This is a genomic window from Longispora fulva (genome assembly GCF_015751905.1).
Lineage (GTDB): Bacteria > Actinomycetota > Actinomycetes > Mycobacteriales > Micromonosporaceae > Longispora > Longispora fulva.
In genome coordinates this window covers 3653940-3673113 of record NZ_JADOUF010000001.1, presented here as the reverse complement: position 1 = coordinate 3673113, position 19174 = coordinate 3653940, and the positions used below count along the sequence as shown (strand labels likewise).

Below are 19174 nucleotides of genomic sequence, written 5' to 3'. Positions count from 1 at the left end.
CTTGCTATCCTCGAGCCATGAGCGCACCGACCGTCACCGATGTCAGCTTCCTGCTGTCCCACGCCGGGCACGTGCTGTCCACCCAGATGACGGCGGCCTTCGAGGAGCTGGGCGTCTCACCGCGCGGCTACTGCGTGCTCAACCACGCGACCCGCGCCGAGCTGACCCAGAACCAGCTCGCGGAGCTCTCCGACCTCGACAAGACCACGATGGTCGTCACTCTCGACGCCCTGGAGGGCGCGGGGCTCGCCGAGCGCCGGCCGTCGGCGACCGACCGCCGAGCGCGGATCGTGCACGTGACCGAGGCGGGTCGGGTCGTCGTGGAGCGGGGCCGGCTGGTGTCGTCGGGCGTGCACCAGGCCGTGCTCGACGCGCTGCCGGCGGGGGAGCGCGAGGCGTTCGTGGCCGCGCTGACCCGGCTGGTCGAGGGGCATCTGGCCCGGCCGGCGGAGTCCGCGACCGTGGTGCGCCGGGCCCGGCGTACCCAAAAATAATCTCTGAACAGATCGTCTACAACGAAACTATCTGCTACGGTCACTCCTGAGACTTCTTCGTCCAGGAGGCGACCCCCATGTCACAGATCGTCCCGTCCCACCGTGCCCGCTGGCTCGCCGTTCTCGTCCTCTGCGTCGGCCAGCTCATGATCATTCTTGACGCGACCATCGTGAACGTCGCACTGCCGGCCATCCAACGCGACCTGGGCTTCACCCAGTCGGGCCTCGGCTGGGTCGTCAACGCCTACCTGATCCCCTTCGGCGGCCTGCTGCTCCTCGCCGGCCGGCTCGGCGACCTGATCGGCCGCCGCCGGATGTTCGTCCTCGGCCTCGCGGTGTTCACCGCGGCGTCCCTGCTCTGCGGCCTCGCCGACAGCCGCGAACTCCTGATCGCCGCCCGGTTCGTCCAGGGCGTCGGCGGGGCGATGACCTCCGCCGTCATCCTCGGCATGGTGGTCACCATGTTCAGCACGCCGAAGGAGACCGCCCGGGCCATCGGCTTCTACAGCTTCGTGGGCGCGGCCGGCGCCTCCATCGGGGTACTGGGCGGCGGCGTCCTCACCCAGACCCTCACCTGGCACTGGATCTTCCTCGTCAACCTCCCGATCGGCATCGGCACCCTGTTCGCCGCGCGCCTCGTCGCCCGCGACCGGGGCACCGGTCTCGCCGCCGGCGCGGACATCCTCGGCGCGGCCCTGGTCACCTCCGGCCTGATGCTCGCGATCTACACCATCGTCGGATCCGCCGAGCGGTCCACCCCCGCAACGGCAGCCCTCGGCACGCTGTCCGCCGCGCTGCTCGCCGGCTTCGTCCTCCGCCAGGCCCGGGCACGCACCCCGCTCCTGCCGCTGCGCGTCCTCCGCTCCCGCCAGGTGTCCGCCGGCAACGTCGTGCAGGCCCTGATGGTCGCGGCCATGTTCGGCTTCCAGATCCCCGTCGCCCTGTACGTCCAACAGGTCCTCGGCTACAGCTCCCTCATGACCGGGGTGTCGTTCCTGCCCATCACCGCCGCGATCGGCGTCGTCGCCCTCGGGCTGTCGGCCCGCCTGATCACCCGGTTCGGCCCGCGCGCCGTGACCCTGACCGGGCTGCCGCTGATCGGGGTGGGCTTCGCGCTGCTGGCCCGGCTGCCGGTACACGGCTCGTTCGTCACCGACCTGCTCCCGTCGATGCTGCTCCTCGGACTCGGCGTCGGCCTGGCACTGCCGGCGGTGGCCACGCTCGCGATGTCCGGGGCCCGGCCGGAGGACTCCGGGATCGCGTCCGGTCTGGTCAACACCACCCAACAGGTCGGCGGGGCGTTCGGGCTCGCGGTGCTGCTCACCCTGGCCACGTCCCGGACGGACGGGCTGCTCGCCGCGGGGGAGAGCGCGCCGGCGGCGTTGACCGGGGGCTACCACCTGGCGTTCGGGATCGGGGTGGGCGTCGTGGCCGTCGCCACGGTCCTCGCGGCCCTCCTGCTCCGGCCCGCCGTGGTGCCGGTCGGCACAGAGCGGGTCGCCGAGCCGGTGCTCGTGGGCTGACCCGGTCCCGGTACCCGGAAAATGGTCTGGTCTGTCGAGGTGGGCGTCCCGGTCGGGACGCCCACCTCCCGTCCCGGCTGACCTGCGAGGTCAGTCGCCGGTCAGGGCGAACGTGCCGGTGATCGTCCAGCCCTGGTCGCGCACGCCCACCCACAACTCGTCCACCACCTGCCGCACCGGCAACAGCCCGGCGACGATCTCCGCGATCTCCGCGGCCGCCGGATGGCGCATCCCCACGGTCACGTGCGGCTCCGGGTCCGCCCCGAACCGGCCGGCGTACGGGGCCAGCGCCGGCCACCGGTCCCGGGCCGCGCGCACCAGCGGGCCGAGTGGGGCCGCCGGCAGGTAGACGAAGTCCGCGGTGTGGTGGACCTCGGTGAACTCCAGCTCGACCGGCGGCTGGGCGGCGGCGAACTCCCGCAGCCATGACAGCCCGTGGTCCTCGAGGTCGATGGCGGGCACGAACGGGTACAGCAGGGTGACGTGCGCCGGCAGGCCGGTGCGCACGGCGGCCGGGTGGTCGACGGCGACGGCCGCGAGGATCCGGTCGGCGGCCGGGACCGGGGCCACCAGGGCCGTTCTGGGCTGGCCGTCCATGGCACCTCCGCACTCGTTGACGCCATTGTGCCCGCCCGCCCCGGCCCACCACCCGCCGAGGCCCGTCGCCGGTCGGTCGATTCGCGGTCCGCGGCCTGTGCGGTCGGGGCGGGTGCGCGCCGGGTAGCCTTCGGTCATGAGCCGACGACGCTGGGCCGCCGCTGTCGCACTGGCCGGGGCGCTCGCGCTGTCGGGCTGCACCTCCGACCCGAACCGCCGCCCGCCCACCGAGAGCACCGTGCCCGACCCGGCGGTGATGGTCCGCGACATGACCCGCAAGGTCGACGCCGGCCAGCTGTACCGTGACCCGTCCGGCAGCGAGGCCCAGATCGCCAAGGACGCCGTGCTCCGGCTCCTCGACGCCCCGGCCACCCCGGCCGGGTACGAGTCGGCGTTCGCCGGGCTGGGCTTCCGTACGGTCACCGGCACGGATCCGGTGACGTCGCGGCCGTACCTGCTGCTGCTCGGCGAGCGGGGCACCGAGCGGTCGTGGGGGGCGATCCTCGTGGACCGGTCGGTGCCGGTCAGCCTGGTGGTGGAGGTGCCGCACACCGGGTTCGACCTCAACACCGACGTGATCGGGATGGCGGAGTTCCGGGCCAGGCCGGGGGCTGTTCTGCTGGTCGCGGGGGCGCACCGCAACGCGGCGGGCGGGCTGGCCGACGTGGCGCACAACGACCGGTCCCTGTTCCACGCGCTGACCACCGCGCTCGCCGGGCGCGGGTTGCCGCAGGTCCAGCTGCACGGTTTCGCCGACGAGAGCCTGCCGGACTGGGACGTCGTCGTGTCCGTTGGCGCGGCGGGCGTGCTGGCCCAGGCCAGAGCCGTGAGCGACGCGTTGACCACCGCCGGGTTCGACGTGTGCCGGGCCTGGGAGCGTCAGTGCGGCAAGCTGGAGGGCAACAACAACGTGCAGGGCAGGGCCGCCGCCCAGTTGGGGCAGGTGTTCGTGCACGTGGAGATCAGCAACTCCAACCGCGGCGACGCCGACTCCCGGGCGAGGATCGTCGAGGCCCTCGCGCACGCGATGTGACCCCGGCGCGCGGTCAGACCCGGCGTGCCGTCCGGAACCGCACCGCCCAGTACCCGGTCCCGTCGAGGATCGACTCCCCACCGGCGTCGCCCAGCGTCGGCCCGTTGGCCTTCGTCCGGCTGGAGATGAACCGCTGGTGCCCGGCGTCGTCGATGCCGAGGTAGATGCCCATGTGTTCGATGGAGGCGCCCTCCGCGGACGCGGTGTGGAAGAACAGCAGGTCTCCGGGCTGGAGTTTGTCGAAGTCCCGGGCCTGGGTGCCGGAGTTGGGGATCACGATCTGGCCGGGGCCGAACTCCGCCATCGCGTACGCGCGCCGGGGGAGAGCCCCCTCGCCCGGGGTGTTCGTGCCGCGGAGCGGGAGGCCGAGCCGGTACCCGTAGACCATCCGGATGAAGCCGGAGCAGTCGAGGCTGTGGATCCGTTCGGGGTCGGGCTGCTCCTTCTTCCCGTCGGGGAACGACCACGGCACGCCGAGGTAGTCGTAGAAGTCGGAGTTCTCGGCGCGGCCGTCGGGGTCGGCGTCCGACAGGGGGCCGAATGCGGCGTCGCCGGCGATCTGCTGGCCGGTCGGGTCGGTCAGCGGTTGCGCGCCGTAGCCGTATTCCATGGCCACGCCGAGCACGTCGGGGGTGCGGTCGGCGGTGGCGGACTTCAGCCATGGGGCGAACCACGGCTGGGTCTCCTGGCCGGCGGACCACGGGTGCGGGGCGAGCCGGATCCACTGGTCGGTCCGTACGGTCGCCGGGGTGTACTTCGGCTCGGCGAAGACCCGTTCCGGGCCGGTCAGCCGGACGGTCCTGCTGGTGTCGGTGAACACGGCGACCGTGCTCCCGTCGCCGCCGAGGACTTCGGTGCGGGGCGGGTCCTGTAATCGGCGGAACTGGAGGGCGGCCGTGGCCCGCGCGGTCGCCGACGGGGCCCCCGACGCGACCTCGGTCGGGACGGGGGCGGCGCCGTCGGAACGGACTACGAGGAACACGCCGGTCGCCAGGACGGCGAGCGCCCCGGCGGCGAGCGCGACGAGTCGGACGGGTACCCGGCTCACGTGACCGGCACCAGTCCGGCGAGGATCCCGCTGACCGTCAGGACGTACGTGCCGGCGGTCACGACGCCCGTGGCCAGCAGCGTGGCGCGCGGCGGCTGGCGGACGAGCTGGTAGGCGATCAGGCCGGGCGCGACGAAGCCGAGGGTCTGGTGGGAGAACAGCAGCGGCAGGTCCTGCTGCACGATCATGAACACCGTGAGCTGCAGGACGACGCTGAGCAGCACGATCGCGGCGAACAGCCGCTTGCCGTACAGGATGACGACGCGTTGCAGGATCTTCGTCAGCCCCCAGGTCACCCCGGTCATGACGAAGACGACGCAGGCCTGCCGGTAGTCCTCGACCAGGGCGAGGGCGATCCAACCCGGGGTGATCATGCCGCCGGGGGACAGGTTGGTGGTCAGGTAGCACACCAGCGCGAACACGAGGCCGATGCCGAGGCACGCCGTCGCCAACTGGGAGCTGAGCTCGCCGCCGAAGTTCATGAGACCGTCAGACCTTCCGGGGTACCGTCGAGCGCGGCCGCCCGTTCGGGGTTCCAGTGCGGCAGCGCCGCCAGCTCGTGCAGCAGCACCTCGCCCTGGCCGTGGATGTTGCCGATGGCCACGATGGACGCGCCGTCGACGAGGACGTCGACCATCCGGCGGCGCAGGGTGGCCGGGTCGTTGCGCCCGCCGAGGTCGGCGACCCGGTCCTGCCAGGCGTCGGGCACCTTGCTCTGCGCGCTGCGGGTCGGCTCGCCGATCAGGATCACGCCGGCCGGGTCCATGTCGGCGACGATCGAACCCATCTGGCCGTTGCGCTCCACCCGGTCCGGCCGGCAGTTGATCACCACGTACAGCGGGGTGCCGATCAGGTTCTGGTCCTGGAGCTGGCGGACGTTCATCAGCGTCGAGGCGGGGTCGTTGGCGGCGAACACGTTGGCGAACCGGATCCGCTTGCCCTCGGCGACGTAGCGGTGCACGCTGAGCACGCCCGGGTCCGGCGGTGCGTCCCACATCCCGTCCAGCGCCGCCCGGCGGGGCACGCCGAGCAGCTCGGCGACCTTGAGCGCGATGGCGACGTTCTCCTTGAAGGTGATCCAGCCGAACCCGGCCATCTCGGCGTCGGCGACGGTCTCCGGGTCGACGGCGATCAGCTGGCAGTCGCGGCGGTCCGCCTCCTTCTGGAGGATGTGCAGCCGGTCCTGTTCGGCCGTGACGCAGATCCCGCCGTGCGGCATGGACCGGCTCAGCGACCGGGCCACGTCGTCGAGCGTCGGCCCCATCTCGGCGAGGTGGTCCTCCCGCACGTTGCACAGCACGCCGATCGTGGACTGGATCAACTTCGACTGGTTGATCTCCTGCAGGGCCGGCATCACGGCCATGCACTCCATCACGAGCGTGTCCGGGTGGTACGCGGCGGCCCGGCGCACGATGCCGATCTGCTCCACCACGTTGGCGATCCCGAACTTGCGGTACACCGGCTCCTCGGTGGCGTCGGGGAAGATGAACCGGGCCGCGGTACCCGTCGTCTTGGCCACCACCACCTGCCCGCCGCCGCGCAGCGCGCCCGCGCACAGCCGGGTGATGGAACTCTTGCCCCGGATGCCGTTGACGAGCACCCGGTTCGGGATCAGGTGCAGGCTGCGCCCGTGGTTGCGCTGCTCGACGATGCCGGCGACGAGCAGCACCAGGCACGCGCAGAGCAGGACCACGTACAGGTAGACCATGTCAGCGCCTTCCGGTGAGCGAGGACCGGCGGTCGCGGGGTCCGGGGATGACGGGGAAGACGGCCGTGAAGTCGTCCTCGCCGCGCCGCAGCCGCAGCGCGCCGCCGAACCGGGCCGCCCCGTACATGTCGACCTGTCGGCAGATCTCCAGGCACGCGCCGATCGCGCCGATCTCGTCGTGCCGGCGCAGCGACACCGGGTCCTCCAGGGTGCCGGCGGACACCTGGTCGGCCTCCACCGCCAGGGCGCGCAGCGGTCGCAGCACCACCAGCCACTGCCAGCCGAGCCCGAACAGGGCCAGCGCCGCCGCGACCCCGGCGACGAGCACCGCTGCCCGGAACCGCATCGCCGCCGGCAGGGACAACTCGGACACCGACCGGTCGGCGAGCACGGCCCATTCCAGCTGGGTCACGGTGGTCGGCTCGACCATGCCGGCGGCTGTGACCAGCCGGCGGCTGGCGGCCTTGGGCCAGCCCTCCGTCACGGTGTCGCTGTTGGTGGCGCCGGCCAGCGCCCGTGCCGCCGCCGCCCGCTCGTCGGCCCCGGTCAGCTCCGCGAACGCCAGGTGGCCGTCGGTGTCGAAGATGGTGCGCATCTGGGAGTCGACGACCCGGACCCGGCCGTCGATCTGGCTGAGGATGCCGGTCAGGTAGCCGACGTCGAACTCGGCCATGACGGCCGTCCCGTGCTGGCCGGCCTTGTAGGCGAACACGACGGGCAGCCGGCCGGTGCCGTGCTGCAGGGCGATGCCGACCTCGCCGGGCAGCGGGTCGGGGGTCCGCAGCGACCTGCGGCCGGCGGAGGCGAGGACCTTGCCGTGCGCGTCGACCAGGTACGCGCCCCGGAACCGGTTGTCCCGGCTGACCATGGACCGCAGCGCCGGGCGGACGTCGTCGGCCTTGAGTGACGGGTGATCAGCGACGACCCGGGAGACCCGGTCGAGCCCACGGTCCATACTGGTCGCCAGCGTGTGCGCCGCGACCTCCACCCGGCTCTCCTCGTCGCGGACGATCTGGGTGGGCGTGGCCACGTACTCGTCGCCGTACCACAGGATCATGCCCCCGGACCACGACATCGTGATCAGGAAGACCGCGACGAGGCCGACCCCGGCGGGCAGGGTCCGCCGCAGCGACTTCGCCGATCGGCTGTGCGGCGCGCCGAGGGCCATGCTGATCCGGGCCACCTCGCGCGGTCCCCGGTTGCGGGCGCGCGGCGCGGTGTCGCCGGTGGCCTCGGCCTTGGCCTGGGCCCGCAGCCGTCGGACCGGCCGGATAAGGAACCGGTAGGTGATCCACCAGCCGAGCGCCGCGACGGCGATGAGGGACAGGCCACCCGGGACGCCGTCCCAGGGCCGTCCGGCCGCCAGCAGGGGCGCCTCCACGGTCGACGTCACGACCAGCCCCGTCCGGCCGAGCGGGGCGGCGGCCACGACGAGGGCGCGGGAGGAGGTGCCGGGCAGGGTGTGGCTGGTGCCGTAGGTCCGGCCGGTGGCCGCGGCCTTCACGCCCTCGCCGGCCCAGATCACGCCCTGCGGCGTCGCCGGGGCGACGCCCTGCACGACGACGGGTGCCTCGTGGGCCGCGCCGACGAGGACACCGTGCCGGGCGTCGGGGTTCAGGCGCACGGAGCGCACCCGCAGCAGGGTCGAGGCGACCAGGACCCGGTCGCCGTCGATGGGCAGGGTCACGAGGATCTGCGGCTGACCCTTGACCAGATGGCCGGTCACGGTCCGCCGCCCGGTCTCGATCTTCTCCGGTACCGGGACCGCCGTGCCCTGCGACCGCAGCACCGCGCGGGTGGCCGGGTTGACCACCGCCGCGCCGGAGAAGGCCCGGTCACCGGTCGTGACCGTGGTGAGCAGCTTGTCGAGGGCCGGGTCGGTGTCGTACTTCGTGGTCCGCACGGTCGACGACAGCTGATCGGCCTGGGCGTCGACGCTGGTACTGACGGTGCGGGCGAGCCGTTCGACGAGGTCGCGCTGGGAGTCGACGACCGCGCGGGGCGTCGGGTCGCCGGCGTGCGCCGCGAACAGCCCCACGCACAGCAGGGCGACGAGCGTGAGGGCCCAGAAGATCACGGGCGCGGGGGCGTTGACGCCGGCCGGGAAGCGGGGCGAGGGAAGCTGCTGTTCGAGGGCGATGGCCCGCCAGGTCACGACGTCGGCGACGGGGACTGGTCGTTCGGGGGCAGCACGCAGCCGTTTTTTGGAACGGAGCCGCACGGTGTCTCGCCCTCCCGAAAACGACATCGGCGGCGAACTCCACCGGATGCTTGCAATACGCCATCCCGTGCCGACGACCGGGGTCGTCAGCGGGAATGGCGTATTCCGAACCTATCAGCCTTCGTCGAAGGCACGCCCTCCCCTGAAAGGGCAGCTTTACCCGCCTTGTGGCACGACGAGGCCGTTGGCCTCCGCGCCGTGGGACAGCAGATGATCCCGAATTCGCCCCATTGCGGCGTGGTAAATGGCCTTTTTGCCCTCCGGGACCGCCGGATCCGCCAGCGCCCTGGTCAGATCCACCAACCGGATGTCGGGGTTGAGATCCATCCATATCGGAATGGCCTCGAGGTGAGAGACCTGCCACTTGTGCGGGGAGACCTCGACGAAGGTGGAGCGCATCATCACGCCCTCGCGATTGGCGTTGACGGGTTCGGCGTGCCGGGCGAGGAGGTTGCCCATCCCGTAGACGACCCATTTGCCGGAGATCTTCTCCACGGGCTGCACGACGTTCGCGTGGTGGCCGAGAATCAGGTCGATGTCCGGGGACGCGATGAGCTTCTTCGCCCACTGTTGCTGGTCGGCGTCCGGCTCGTTCTCGTACTCCGTGCCCCAGGTCATGCTGAGCACGACGATCTCGGCCCCGGCCTGGCGGGTCCGGTGGGCCGCGGCGAGAATCGCGGCCACGTCGACCTGGTTGACGAGCCACGCCTTGCCGTCGGGCGGCTGTGGGCCTGTGCCGCGTTTCGAGTAGGACAGGTGTCCCACCTTGACGCCCTTGACGGTGTAGATGGTCGGTTTCGCCGCGGCGGCGGCCGAGGAGAAGGTGCCGGTGTGTCCCAGGCCCGCCTGGTCGAGGGCCGTGAGCGTCCGCTGTGCCCCCTCCTCGCCGTGGTCGAGGGCGTGGGTCGACGCCGTCGAGCACGCGTCGAACCCGGAGCGCCGGATCCCGCCCACCACCGTCGGCGGCACGCTGAACGTCGGGTACCCCTCGAACGGCCCGCCGTCCGGGGCCAGTGCCGTCTCCAGGTGACAGATCGCCAGGTCAGAGGCTGAGACTGCCGGCGCGGCTCCGGACAGCACCGGCAGGAAGTCCATCGCGCCGCCGCCGTCCTTGCTGGCCTGCTGCCACAACTCCGGGTGCGGCAGCACGTCGCCGGCCCCCAGGACGGTCAGCGTCCGCCGGCCGGCCGTGTCGCGGGTCACGGCCGCCGGGTCGGGGTTCAGCGGGGTCGGGGTGCCCGCGAACGCCGGGACCGAGGCGGACGCGGGCGCGGGGCCGCCACCCGACGTCAGGTACCAGCCGCCGCCGCCCAGGGCGGCCACCGCCGCGAGGGCCCCCGTCACGATCCACACCATGCGCCGACGCACGCCAGCCACCCCCGGTCCTTCGGTCGGAGCAACCATAGGCGTCGGATCCGGCCGCGCACCAATCCCGGTTGCCGGATGCGCACCTCATGGCGATTCGCACCCTCGACAAAGGACTGTCTCATCGAGGGAGCCAGTTCCACCGGATCCCGTGGAAACCGGGGGTGATGTCGTGGTCGACCAGATGGGTCAGCCGGGAGTCGATCAGCCGGAGCTGTTCGACGTCCTTGTGCGGGGACCTGCTGTCCAGCCGCCAGATCCGGTACGCGCGCTCGGCCCCCGACCCCGGCCCGAACCGCAGGGTCAACTCGAGCTGTTGGCCGGCCCGGAGCCAGACTCCGTGGTACGTCTCGGTCACCGGCCCCGACACGTGGTATTCCAGCGCGTAGGCCTCACCGCGGCTCAACGCCGGGAACACCAGCTCCGCGGCGACCAGGCCGGCGTCGGGGTCGGTCCGGGTCCGGCTGAGCGCGCAGTCCCGGCCGGACCGGATCGTGGCGGGCTCCTCGCCCTGGCCGTGGCTGAGCACGACGTGCCGGCGCACCCCGGACCGCCGGGCCCGGACGACGACCCGCACCGTGGACCGCCAGCCGTGCGGGCCGAGGACCGTCACGTCGGTGCGCACCGCGAGGACGTCGAGCTCGGGGTCGGCCGGTGCGTCGAGGGCGGCCTTGAGCCGGTGGGCGACCGCCATCGGCGTGCCGGGGGTCAGGGCCTGGCGGCGGCCCTGGTGGGCCGGCTCGTCCAGGAGCCGGCACAGCGCCCTGGCCGGCACCTGCAGCACGGTCTCCAGCTCGGCGAGGGCGCGCAGGCTCTCGGCACGGTCGGGTCGGCTGACGCCGCGCTGCCAGTTGCTCAGGGTGGACACGCTGACGGACAAACCGAGCACGGCCAGCCGGTCGCGGAGCCGGTCGAGGCTGAGCCCCCGCGCGGCGATCGCCCACCGCAGCGCGGTGTGGAACGGCCCGGTCTGGAGCACGTCGTGGAACTCGTCGATCGGGGCCTCCTTGTTACTCGACGGTTCTGGATATTCAGCATCATCGGCGGCCCCGCCCGGGGGCGTCAACCCTTCGGGTCGGCATCGCCGCAGGTCAGAGCCCCTGCGCCCGGCTGTCGGGCCGGGTCGGCGACGTCGCACGGCCCGAGGGTACCCGTGAGGTGTGATATTGCACTCGGTCGGGCGTCCATCCATGCTGGCCTCTCCCTACCCGGTCCCCTCGTCCGGGCTGGCTCGAAAGGACCCCCTCATGAAACCCATCCGACTGTTCACCGTGGGCGCGGTGCTCGCCATCGGAGCCGCCGTCGTCCCGGTGACGATGGCCGCGGCGACGTCGAAGGCCCCTGCGGTCGCCTGTTCCGTCGCCACCCACGGCCCCCACCACGACGAGGCCGGCCCGGCCTGCGTCGCCGCCGAGGTCACCCTGGACCGGCTGCCCGCCGTGGGGGAGTCGGCGACGGTGAAGATCCGGCTGCGCTCCCAGGTGTCGATCGACGCGGCCCGGCTGTCGGTCCGGCTGCCGCGGTCCCTGCGCCTGGACACCGCCGGCACCGGCCTGTCCGCCCCGCGCGCCGTGGGCCTCGACCAGGCGGCCGAGCAGACGTTCGCCCTGTCCACCGGCGGCCGGACCGTCACCCTGCGCGTCACGGCGCTCGAGGCCGGCCCGGCGCAGGTCCAGGCCGACGTCACCGACGCCGGCGTGCCGGACCAGTCCCGCTCGGCGCACGGATCGACGGTGTTCACGGTGGGGGAGAGGGCCGGCGGCTCACACGCGGGCCTGGCCGGCACCGACAGCCCGGCTGTGGACGCCGGAGTTGTCCGGCCGGCGGCCAACGGACGCACCACCCCGCTGACCGCCGCGGCACCGCGTTCGACGGCGGCCGGCCAGATCTGCGCCACGGGCCAGTTCACGGTCGCGGACAAGACGGGTACGTGGCTGGCCGGCCGCAACATCCCGGTCGCCGTCCTCGGCAGGACCACGTCCTCGGCGGCCACGCAGACCTACGCCACCGGACTGACCGGCGCCACCGACGGACGCTACTCGGTGTGCTTCACGTCGCCGGTGACCACGATGTACTCCGTGCAGGTCAAGTTCACCTCCGACTCCAGCGTGTGGCGGGTGACCGACAACGCCGGGGCGAACACGTACAGCGTGACGACCGCCGCGCGGACCAACGTGCAGGCCGGCACCGTGGACTTCGGCACCACCTCACCCACCAGCACGTACATGCGCGGCTGGCACGCCTTCGACACCCTCAACCTCCTGTGGGGCATCCGCGCCTCGGGCACCAACTGCTGGACCGCCCGCGAGACGGCCAACTGCACGAAGATCACCCTGCACTGGCAGCCCGGCAGCACCGACGGCACGTACTTCGACCCCGACGGCCGGTACGTGGCCATGGAGGACGCCGACCCCGACTCCGAGCACCTGGTGCTGCACGAGTCCGGACACCACTTCATGGACCTGCTGTACAACCGCTGGTGGCCGGTCTTCGACTGCCCTGACCCGCACTACCTGCAGAAGCGCTCCGGCCCGACCTGCGCGTGGACCGAGGGTTTCGCCAACGCCATCGCCGGGTACGCCAAGGGTGACGGCATGTTCTACTGGCCCGACGGCGAGTCGGTGGACCTGATGACCACCGCCCCGTTCGACCCGCGCCAGCCGGCGAGCCACACGAACATCGAGGACGGCGACCAGGTCGAGTGCCGGGTGGCCGGCTCGATCATCGACCTGTGGCGCAGGACCGACAACGGGCCGGCGGCCACGTTCGACCTGATGCGCCGGTACCAGTCGAGCACGTTCCGCGAATGGTTCAACGACGACCGCCCGCTGACCGGCCTGGACACGTCCGCCACCGCCCGCGACCTGGTCTACACCCACACGATCGACTACCGGACGGGTACCCCCGGATCGGGCGTCGCCAACGGCGGCTTCGAGAGCGGCACCGCCAACTGGACCATCACCGGTGGCGTCGTCGGCAACTGGCCCGACTACCCGGCCCAGCAGGGATCCTGGTACGCGTGGATGGGCGGCAACGGAGTCGTCAACACCGACACCCTCTCCCAGCAGATCACCATCCCGTCCACGGCGACCTCGGCGACCCTGGGTTACTACCTGCGGATCGCGACCCAGGAGTCCGGCTCCACCGCGTACGACACCTTCAAGGTCCAGGTGATCGACGGCTCCACGACCACGACCCTGGCCACGTTCTCCAACACCAACGCCAGCAACGGGTACGTCGCCCGCACCGTCAGTCTCTCCGCCTTCCGGGGCAGGACGGTGACGCTGAGGTTCGTCAGCACGGAGGACTCGTCCCTGACCACGGACTTCCTCCTCGACAGCGTCACGCTGACCACGACCTGATCGAGTGGTGACCGGTCCGAGGGACAGCGGACCGGTCGCTCTTCGTGGCTCCCGGGCCGGTGCGCGGGCCCGGGAGCCACGAAGCCCCGGCCCCTGATCGTGGGGGTCGGGGCTGCTCTGTTCGTCGTGGCTCCTCCACCCGCGCGGCCCACCGGGCTGTCGGGGTCCGTCCGGGGCCGTCCGCGAGCCCTCAACGCCCGTAACCCGGCGAGGAAGGCGGTCGGCTCGGTGAGGACCGAAGGATCGACCCCGTCGCCCGGCGTCAGCGCCGTGGTTCCTCCCGGTAGCCGCGCAGGAAGCTGACCACCAGGATCGCCACCATCGCGCACAGGACGGCCCCACCGGCGACCGGGCGCAGCCCGGGATCCATCCAGGTGTACTTCGGCACGAGGAGAAGGAACAGCCCGACGGCGAAACCGAGCCCCGTCAGCCGCCGCGCGCGGGTTCCGGCCAGAGCCTTCGTCTCCATGCCGACCATGGTATCCCGCGACCGGCGGGACACACCTTTCCGGACAGTCACGGACTGACCCGCCGGGTCGCACGGACGTCAGGTCACGGCCGGCGGCGAACCTCGAGGTGCTCGGCGAGGCGCGCGGCCGACGTGCCCAGACCGGCGGGGCCCGGCGGCACGAAGACCGAGGGGCCACCACGCCCGGTCGGCTCCCCGCTCGCGGCCACGGGCGCCGGCCGCGACGGCACGCCGGGCACCGCAGGCACCCCGGGAAGCCGGAACACCCCCGGCCCGGCCGCGCCCCCCGGCACCGGGGCCGCCCCCGGCACGCCGTGCTCCGCCGCCAACCACTCCGGCTTGTACCGGTCGACCTTGCGGTGCCACTCCAGGATCCCGGACATCCAGTCCTTGAGTTCCTCCGCGTAGTTCGTCAACACGCCCCTGACCTCGCCGGACAGGTCGAGATCCGTGCACATCGCCGGCAGCTCCACCGCGACGATGTGCTCGAACTGTTCCATCCGCTCCGTCATCAGCCGGTGTACGACGTCGCGGGCCCGGAGCCGGTCGGCGCCGAGGAAGTTCTCCATCACGTACACGATGTTGTGGATCTCGCCCTCGTACTGGATCTCCTTCTGGTAGGAGAACACGTCGTTGAGGAAGCAGGCGTAGTCCTGGGCGGAGTTGTCGAGCTGGCGCATCACCCGGTTCTGGTAGATCTCCGGGGGCACGAGGTCGCCGTGGCCGATCCGGGCCAGGCCCATGGTGAGGTCCGAGCCGAACGTGGCCCGGCGCATCTCCACATAGTCCACCGGGTCGGGCACCCGGTTCTGGACCTGGTTGACCAGCTCCCAGATCCACGAGGCCGTCATACTGGTCACGGCCTCGAGGAACTGTGCGCGGGCCGGCATGGACATCGGGGCGGCGGTGCGTCGCCACAGGTCGGCCAGGCCGCGCTCCACCGGGGTGACCGGCTCCGGGGTCGGGCCGAGGTCCAGCGGCATGAACAGGGTCAGCCGGGCGTTCTGCGCCTTGGCGCCGACGAGGTCGCGGCTGTTGCCGTACTGGGCGGGGAACAGGTCGTCGCCGTACGTGCCCCAGCTCAGCCAGTCCGTGGACAGGTTCAGCGCGTCGAGGTCGGCGCGCTGGTGGATCATCGCGGCGCAGTACGCGAGGTCGTACGCCTCGAAGCGCGCGGCGTCCCACAGCCGGCCGCCCACGACGCCCGGCACCGGGGCGAACATGCCCATGTCCTCGCACCACCGCGCGCCGTGCCGGCGGGACGCGTCCAGGTGGGGGCTGACCCGGTGGGCGTAGGGCATGTGGAAGTCCGGCAGCGGCAGGTGGCCGACGTCGCGGCCGACGGGCACGTCCAGGTGCTGGGCCTGGCGACGGTCGACACCCAGCGTCCCCGGGGTGATCCGGAGCCCGGACGTGCCCAGCCCGGTCGGTCCGCCGAGGACCGGGGTCGCGGGGCCGGCCGTGGAGTTCATGTACCGGCTGGACCGCGCGTGCCACTCGTGCCCGCCGGACTGCCAGTCCTGCAGGCCCTTGGCGTACAGGCCGACGGCGACCTGTTCGTGCGGGGCGACGGCGTTGTCGGCGATCATCAGCGGGATCTCGACGAGGGCCGTGTTCTCGAACTGCTGCAGCCGGGAGGTGATCAGGCTGTTGGTCAGCTCCGCCGCCTCCTGGGTGCTCACGCCCAGGAACGTCTCCAGCACCAGGATCGCGTTGGAGTTCTCGCCCTCCTCGGTCACCTCGCGCTGGTAGGAGAAGATGTCGTTGCGCAGGTGCACCGCGTCGGCGAACGTGTCGCGCAGCACCCGCAGGGGCCGCAGCGCTGCGAGCCGGTCGGGGACCTCCGCGCCGACCGCGCACTCCACGAGGTTCGCCGACCAGGGGGCGCCGCCGACCCTGCGGCGCATCTCCACGTACTCCATCGGGTTGGCGATCCGGTGCCGGTTGATGTTGTCGAGTTCCCACATCGACTCGACCATCAGGTTGTGCGTCGAGGCCGTGAACCGTTCGCGCCAGCCGTCCGACATCATCGGGATCGTGCGCGCCCACAGGTCCGCGAGGCCCGCCTCCGCCGGGTTCTCCGGCTCCGGGGGGAGCGTGCCGGGGGCGGTCATGAACAGGTCGAGCCGGTCCAGGTAGGCCTTCGCGCCGACCATGTCCCCGGTGTACTTGAACAGGTCCAGGAAGTGGTCGTCGAAGAAGAACACCCACACGTACCAGTCGGTGATCAGGTCGAGCATGGTCTCGTCGCAGTCGGGGTGCGTGTAGGCGCACATCAACGCGTAGTCGTTCGCGGAGAGTTTCGCCTGGTCCCAGACGAGGGTGCCGGTCGGCCCGTGCGCGTCGAGCATCCCCATCTTCGCCGCCCACTCGTCCGAGTGCCGGCGGGCGTGCTCCTCGTGCGGGTTCCGCCGGGCCGGATAGGGCATGTAGAAGTCGGGTAGGGCGAACGGCTCCACGGCCGCCTCCGTCCTGGGTACCAAATATCGGCTAGATGGTGATTGTTCATATTTCTAACCTGTACCCCTCGTCAGCACAACCCATCGGAGGCACGAACGGCGACGGGTCAGCGCGGTGCCAGCGTGCCGGGACGGCCGGGAATCCGGGGCGTGGGGCGGGCGCGGCGACACTCCGTTGTGGTGGATCGGCGCAGGTGGGAGGCTTGTCGGCTGCGGAGGAACGCCGCGCGGTCTGCGCCGGGCCGGCCGGTCTCGCGACAGGTATCCGACACTTGGGGGGCCGGGTTGACCTGTACCCATATGTGGTGTTTCCTGGGAGGGGGTCAGTTCGGTGGCCACAGTGCGGTGATCCGGGCTACCGACCGGTCGATCCGCGCCTCGCTGATCCGCCCCTGCCGGACCAGCCCGACGACCGCGCCGACCGTCGCCTCGACCACCGCCGGGTCGTAGGCCGCCTGGTTGCAGAACACGAGCTGGTCGACGCCTGCCTCCAGCGCGAGTCCGACCGCCTCGTCGCGGCCGTAGTGCCGGGAGATCGCCTCGGCCTGCATGTCGTCGGTCACGACCACGCCGTCCCAGCCCAGCTCCCCGCGCAGCAGATCCGTCACCACGGCCCGGGACAGGGACGCTGGCCGCTGCGGATCGAGCTGCCGGTTGAGGAGGTGGGTGACCATCACCGTGTCCACGCTGCCCGCGGCGACCATGCGCCGGAACGGTTCCAGCTCGGCGCGGGTCCAGGTGTCCGTCACGTCGACGGTCTCGAAGTCCGTGTTGCCGGTGGCGCTGCCGAAGCCGGGGAAGTGTTTGATCGAGGTCCGGACGCCGGCCTTCCGGTACGCGCGGACCGCCTCGGTCGCACACGACACCACGACGTCGGCATTCGCGGAGAAGCTGCGGTCCAGCAGGGCGATCGCCGGGTTCGTCGGATTGACCGCGATGTCGACGTCGGGGGTGAAGGTGAAGTTCACCCCGATCCGGACCAGGGTCGCCGCCATGTCCTCGGCCCAGCCGCGGGTGACCTCCGGCGAGTTGAGGGCGCCGATCTGCGCCTGGGAGCGGGTCGCGGGGAAGCCGTTCGCCGGTCCGAGCCGCGCGACCTGGCCGCCCTCCTGGTCGACGGACACGATCAGCCGCCGCCCGGGCGCGGCCTCGCGGAGTGCCCGGATCAGCGCGGTGACCTGCTCGGGGGAGGTGATGTTCCGGGTACCGCCGGTCAGTTGATCCTTGTCGAAGAGGATGACCCCGCCGACGCCCGACTCGCGGACCGCGCGGGTGATCCAGTCGTCCGGGCCGACCCGGTCGCCCCGGAACCCGACCACGAGCATGCCGGCGATCTTCCGGCGGAGGGCGGTCTCGTTGGTCCCCGTCGACGCGCTCGGCGTCCCAGGGCCGGGGGAGCCGGACGTGGCCGGCTTCGGCGCGGGTTCTGCGCCGCACGCACCCAGCCCCGCGGCGACCGCGGTGGAGCCGATGCCGGCGAGCAGGCCTCGGCGGGTGAGCCCGGCGCCCTTCACCCCGTCCACGTTACCGGCCGAGGTGGCGTCCGCCGGCTGGGTTGGCTAGGTTGCCGGGGGCCGGTGGATCGGTAACGGAGGAGGTGGTGCTGGCGATGGTGGGAGAGGACGAGTTCGGTGAGCTCGCGGTACGTGCCGCTGCTGGTGATTCCTCCGCTTTGTCGGATCTGTTGACCCGACTGCGGCCGCTGGTCGTGCGGTACTGCCGGGCGCGGCTCGGCCGGGTCGGCGGCGGGTTCGTGACGGCCGACGACGTGGCTCAGGAGGTATGTCTGGCGGTGATGAAGGCTCTGCCCCGGTACCGGGACGTGGGGCGGCCGTTCGTCGCCTTCGTGTTCGGAATCGCCGGGCACAAGGTGTCCGACGCGCACCGGGCCGCCCAACGGGCCCTGGCGCACGCTCCGGTCGAGTCGGTCCCCGAACGGCCGGACCCGGACGCGAGCCCGGAGACCCTGGCGGTGGCCGCTGACCTGTCGCGGCGACTGTCGAGCCTCCTGGGGGAGCTCACCCCGGCGCAGCGTGAGATCGTGCTGCTGCGGGTGGCCGTGGGGCTGTCGGCGGAGGAGACCGGCGCGGTGCTGGGCATGACGGCGGGTGCGGTCCGGGTGGCCCAGCACCGGTCACTCGGAAAATTGCGGGCGATGGTGGAGGCGAGGTGGGGAAGTGAACGCGTTTGAGGACCTGAGCACGACCGACGCCACGCTGGACGCGATCGGCCGGGGCGAGAAGCCCGTGACGGACGACCTGCTCCTGCTGGCCCTGGCCGAGTGGCGGGCCGACGCCGACGACCCCAGCCCCGCCGACGGTGTGCTCGTCGCGTGGCGGCTCGCGCCGCCCCGTCGGCGTCGACTGCTCGTCGCGGTGGCCGCCGGTCTCGTACTGGTGGCCGGGGCCGGCGGGGTGGCCGCGGCCGCCGGTGACGCCCGGCCGGGCAGTGTGCTGTGGCCGGTGACCCGGCTGGCGTACGCGGACCGGGCCGAGTCGGCGCTGGCCGAGCAGGCCGCCGAGCGCTCGTTGACGACCGCTGGCCAGGACCTGGCTGCGGGGCGCGCGGACCAGGCACAGGTCCACCTGGCCGAGGCCGAGCGCCAACTAGGGAAGGTCGACTCCACGGAGGCCGCCCGCCGGTTGCGCGAGCGGCTCGCGGTCCTGTGGGCCCAGGCCGGAGCCGGCCCGTCCCCGGTGCCGGGCGGGCGCTCCGGGACGCCGGTCGCCACGCCGTCGCCGGGTGGGGGCGGAGCCGGCTCGACCGGCAAGTCGGCGGACAAGCGCAAGCCGTCGACCCCCGAACCCTCCGAGCACGGCGGGGACGGCGAGCGCAGCAAGGGGCCCGTCACCACGCCGACCACGAAGCGCCCCGGCGAACACTGAGCCGTCCCTG

At 72.3% G+C, this 19174-nt stretch carries 16 protein-coding genes; 6 read left to right on the top strand and 10 right to left on the bottom strand.

Going from position 1 to position 19174, the window contains the following annotated elements; translation table 11 throughout:
- Window positions 1–17 precede the first annotated feature (17 nt).
- Both IW245_RS16160 and IW245_RS16155 read left to right on the top strand, forming a co-directional pair.
- Entirely contained in the window at window positions 18–494 is a 477-nt protein-coding gene (locus IW245_RS16160) for a MarR family winged helix-turn-helix transcriptional regulator (RefSeq protein ID WP_197004005.1), read from the top strand.
- Window positions 495–571: 77 nt separating this feature from the next.
- Window positions 572–2017 (top strand): MFS transporter, encoded by a 1446-nt coding sequence (locus IW245_RS16155; protein ID WP_197004004.1) that lies wholly within the window; start codon window positions 572–574, stop codon window positions 2015–2017.
- 90 nt (window positions 2018–2107) lie between these two features.
- Here IW245_RS16155 and IW245_RS16150 read toward each other — a convergent pair whose 3' ends face one another.
- On the bottom strand, window positions 2108–2752 hold the full coding sequence (locus IW245_RS16150) for a 2'-5' RNA ligase family protein (protein WP_197004003.1): 645 nt from the start codon (window positions 2750–2752) through the stop codon (window positions 2108–2110).
- Between IW245_RS16150 and IW245_RS16145 the strand changes: the two genes are divergently transcribed.
- Window positions 2751–3647: a hypothetical protein gene (locus tag IW245_RS16145; protein ID WP_197004002.1), complete on the top strand. Its 897-nt coding sequence runs from the start codon at window positions 2751–2753 to the stop codon at window positions 3645–3647. The two genes, IW245_RS16150 and IW245_RS16145, sit on opposite strands and share 2 nt — an antisense overlap.
- Window positions 3648–3660: 13 nt before the next feature.
- Here the strand turns inward: IW245_RS16145 and IW245_RS16140 are convergent, their stop codons facing one another.
- From IW245_RS16140 to IW245_RS16115, 6 genes are all read right to left on the bottom strand, one after another.
- The gene (locus IW245_RS16140; protein ID WP_197004001.1) at window positions 3661–4695 is read right to left on the bottom strand and encodes a C40 family peptidase; all 1035 of its coding nucleotides are present in this window, start codon (window positions 4693–4695) and stop codon (window positions 3661–3663) included.
- On the bottom strand, window positions 4692–5177 hold the full coding sequence (locus tag IW245_RS16135) for a poly-gamma-glutamate biosynthesis protein PgsC/CapC (RefSeq protein ID WP_197004000.1): 486 nt from the start codon (window positions 5175–5177) through the stop codon (window positions 4692–4694). The genes IW245_RS16140 and IW245_RS16135 overlap by 4 nt, the downstream gene beginning before the upstream one ends.
- On the bottom strand, window positions 5174–6403 hold the full coding sequence (gene pgsB / locus IW245_RS16130) for a poly-gamma-glutamate synthase PgsB (RefSeq protein WP_197003999.1): 1230 nt from the start codon (window positions 6401–6403) through the stop codon (window positions 5174–5176). The genes IW245_RS16135 and pgsB overlap by 4 nt, the downstream gene beginning before the upstream one ends.
- A 1-nt stretch (window position 6404) precedes the next feature.
- Entirely contained in the window at window positions 6405–8624 is a 2220-nt protein-coding gene (locus IW245_RS16125) for a HAMP domain-containing protein (protein ID WP_197003998.1), read from the bottom strand.
- A gap of 156 nt (window positions 8625–8780) precedes the next feature.
- Window positions 8781–9992 (bottom strand): CapA family protein, encoded by a 1212-nt coding sequence (locus IW245_RS16120; RefSeq protein ID WP_233473106.1) that lies wholly within the window; start codon window positions 9990–9992, stop codon window positions 8781–8783.
- A gap of 118 nt (window positions 9993–10110) precedes the next feature.
- Complete coding sequence (locus tag IW245_RS16115; RefSeq protein WP_197003997.1) at window positions 10111–11127, bottom strand: helix-turn-helix domain-containing protein; 1017 nt, start codon at window positions 11125–11127, stop codon at window positions 10111–10113.
- Window positions 11128–11236: 109 nt separating this feature from the next.
- On the opposite strand from IW245_RS16115, the gene IW245_RS16110 reads away from it, so the two are divergent.
- Complete coding sequence (locus IW245_RS16110; RefSeq protein ID WP_197003996.1) at window positions 11237–13351, top strand: hypothetical protein; 2115 nt, start codon at window positions 11237–11239, stop codon at window positions 13349–13351.
- Window positions 13352–13613: 262 nt separating this feature from the next.
- Here the strand turns inward: IW245_RS16110 and IW245_RS16105 are convergent, their stop codons facing one another.
- From IW245_RS16105 to IW245_RS16095, 3 genes are all read right to left on the bottom strand, one after another.
- Window positions 13614–13820: a hypothetical protein gene (locus tag IW245_RS16105; protein ID WP_197003995.1), complete on the bottom strand. Its 207-nt coding sequence runs from the start codon at window positions 13818–13820 to the stop codon at window positions 13614–13616.
- 83 nt (window positions 13821–13903) lie between these two features.
- Window positions 13904–16279, bottom strand: coding sequence for a terpene synthase family protein (locus IW245_RS16100; protein ID WP_197003994.1), 2376 nt, complete (start codon window positions 16277–16279; stop codon window positions 13904–13906).
- Window positions 16280–16602: 323 nt separating this feature from the next.
- Window positions 16603–17793, bottom strand: a complete 1191-nt coding sequence (locus tag IW245_RS16095) for a glycoside hydrolase family 3 N-terminal domain-containing protein (protein ID WP_233473107.1) — start codon at window positions 17791–17793, stop codon at window positions 16603–16605.
- A 95-nt stretch (window positions 17794–17888) separates the two neighbouring features.
- Here IW245_RS16095 and shbA point away from each other — a divergent pair, with 95 nt between their 5' ends.
- Window positions 17889–18470, top strand: a complete 582-nt coding sequence (gene shbA / locus IW245_RS16090) for an RNA polymerase sigma factor ShbA (protein WP_197003993.1) — start codon at window positions 17889–17891, stop codon at window positions 18468–18470.
- Window positions 18457–19164 carry a hypothetical protein gene (locus IW245_RS16085; protein ID WP_197003992.1) on the top strand — a complete coding sequence of 236 codons (708 nt, stop codon included), beginning with the start codon at window positions 18457–18459 and terminating at the stop codon, window positions 19162–19164. Before shbA ends, IW245_RS16085 begins: the two co-directional genes overlap by 14 nt.
- The last annotated feature ends 10 nt before the right edge of the window (window positions 19165–19174 follow it).

Coding starts and splice junctions, on each gene's coding strand:
- IW245_RS16105 (WP_197003995.1), bottom strand. CDS start 13,820: ATGGAGACGAAGGCTCTGGCCGGAACCCGCGCGCGGCGGCTGACGGGG.
- IW245_RS16135 (WP_197004000.1), bottom strand. CDS start 5,177: ATGAACTTCGGCGGCGAGCTCAGCTCCCAGTTGGCGACGGCGTGCCTC.
- IW245_RS16155 (WP_197004004.1), top strand. CDS start 572: ATGTCACAGATCGTCCCGTCCCACCGTGCCCGCTGGCTCGCCGTTCTC.
- IW245_RS16160 (WP_197004005.1), top strand. CDS start 18: ATGAGCGCACCGACCGTCACCGATGTCAGCTTCCTGCTGTCCCACGCC.
- shbA (WP_197003993.1), top strand. CDS start 17,889: ATGGTGGGAGAGGACGAGTTCGGTGAGCTCGCGGTACGTGCCGCTGCT.
- pgsB (WP_197003999.1), bottom strand. CDS start 6,403: ATGGTCTACCTGTACGTGGTCCTGCTCTGCGCGTGCCTGGTGCTGCTC.
- IW245_RS16110 (WP_197003996.1), top strand. CDS start 11,237: ATGAAACCCATCCGACTGTTCACCGTGGGCGCGGTGCTCGCCATCGGA.
- IW245_RS16150 (WP_197004003.1), bottom strand. CDS start 2,752: ATGACCGAAGGCTACCCGGCGCGCACCCGCCCCGACCGCACAGGCCGC.
- IW245_RS16145 (WP_197004002.1), top strand. CDS start 2,751: ATGAGCCGACGACGCTGGGCCGCCGCTGTCGCACTGGCCGGGGCGCTC.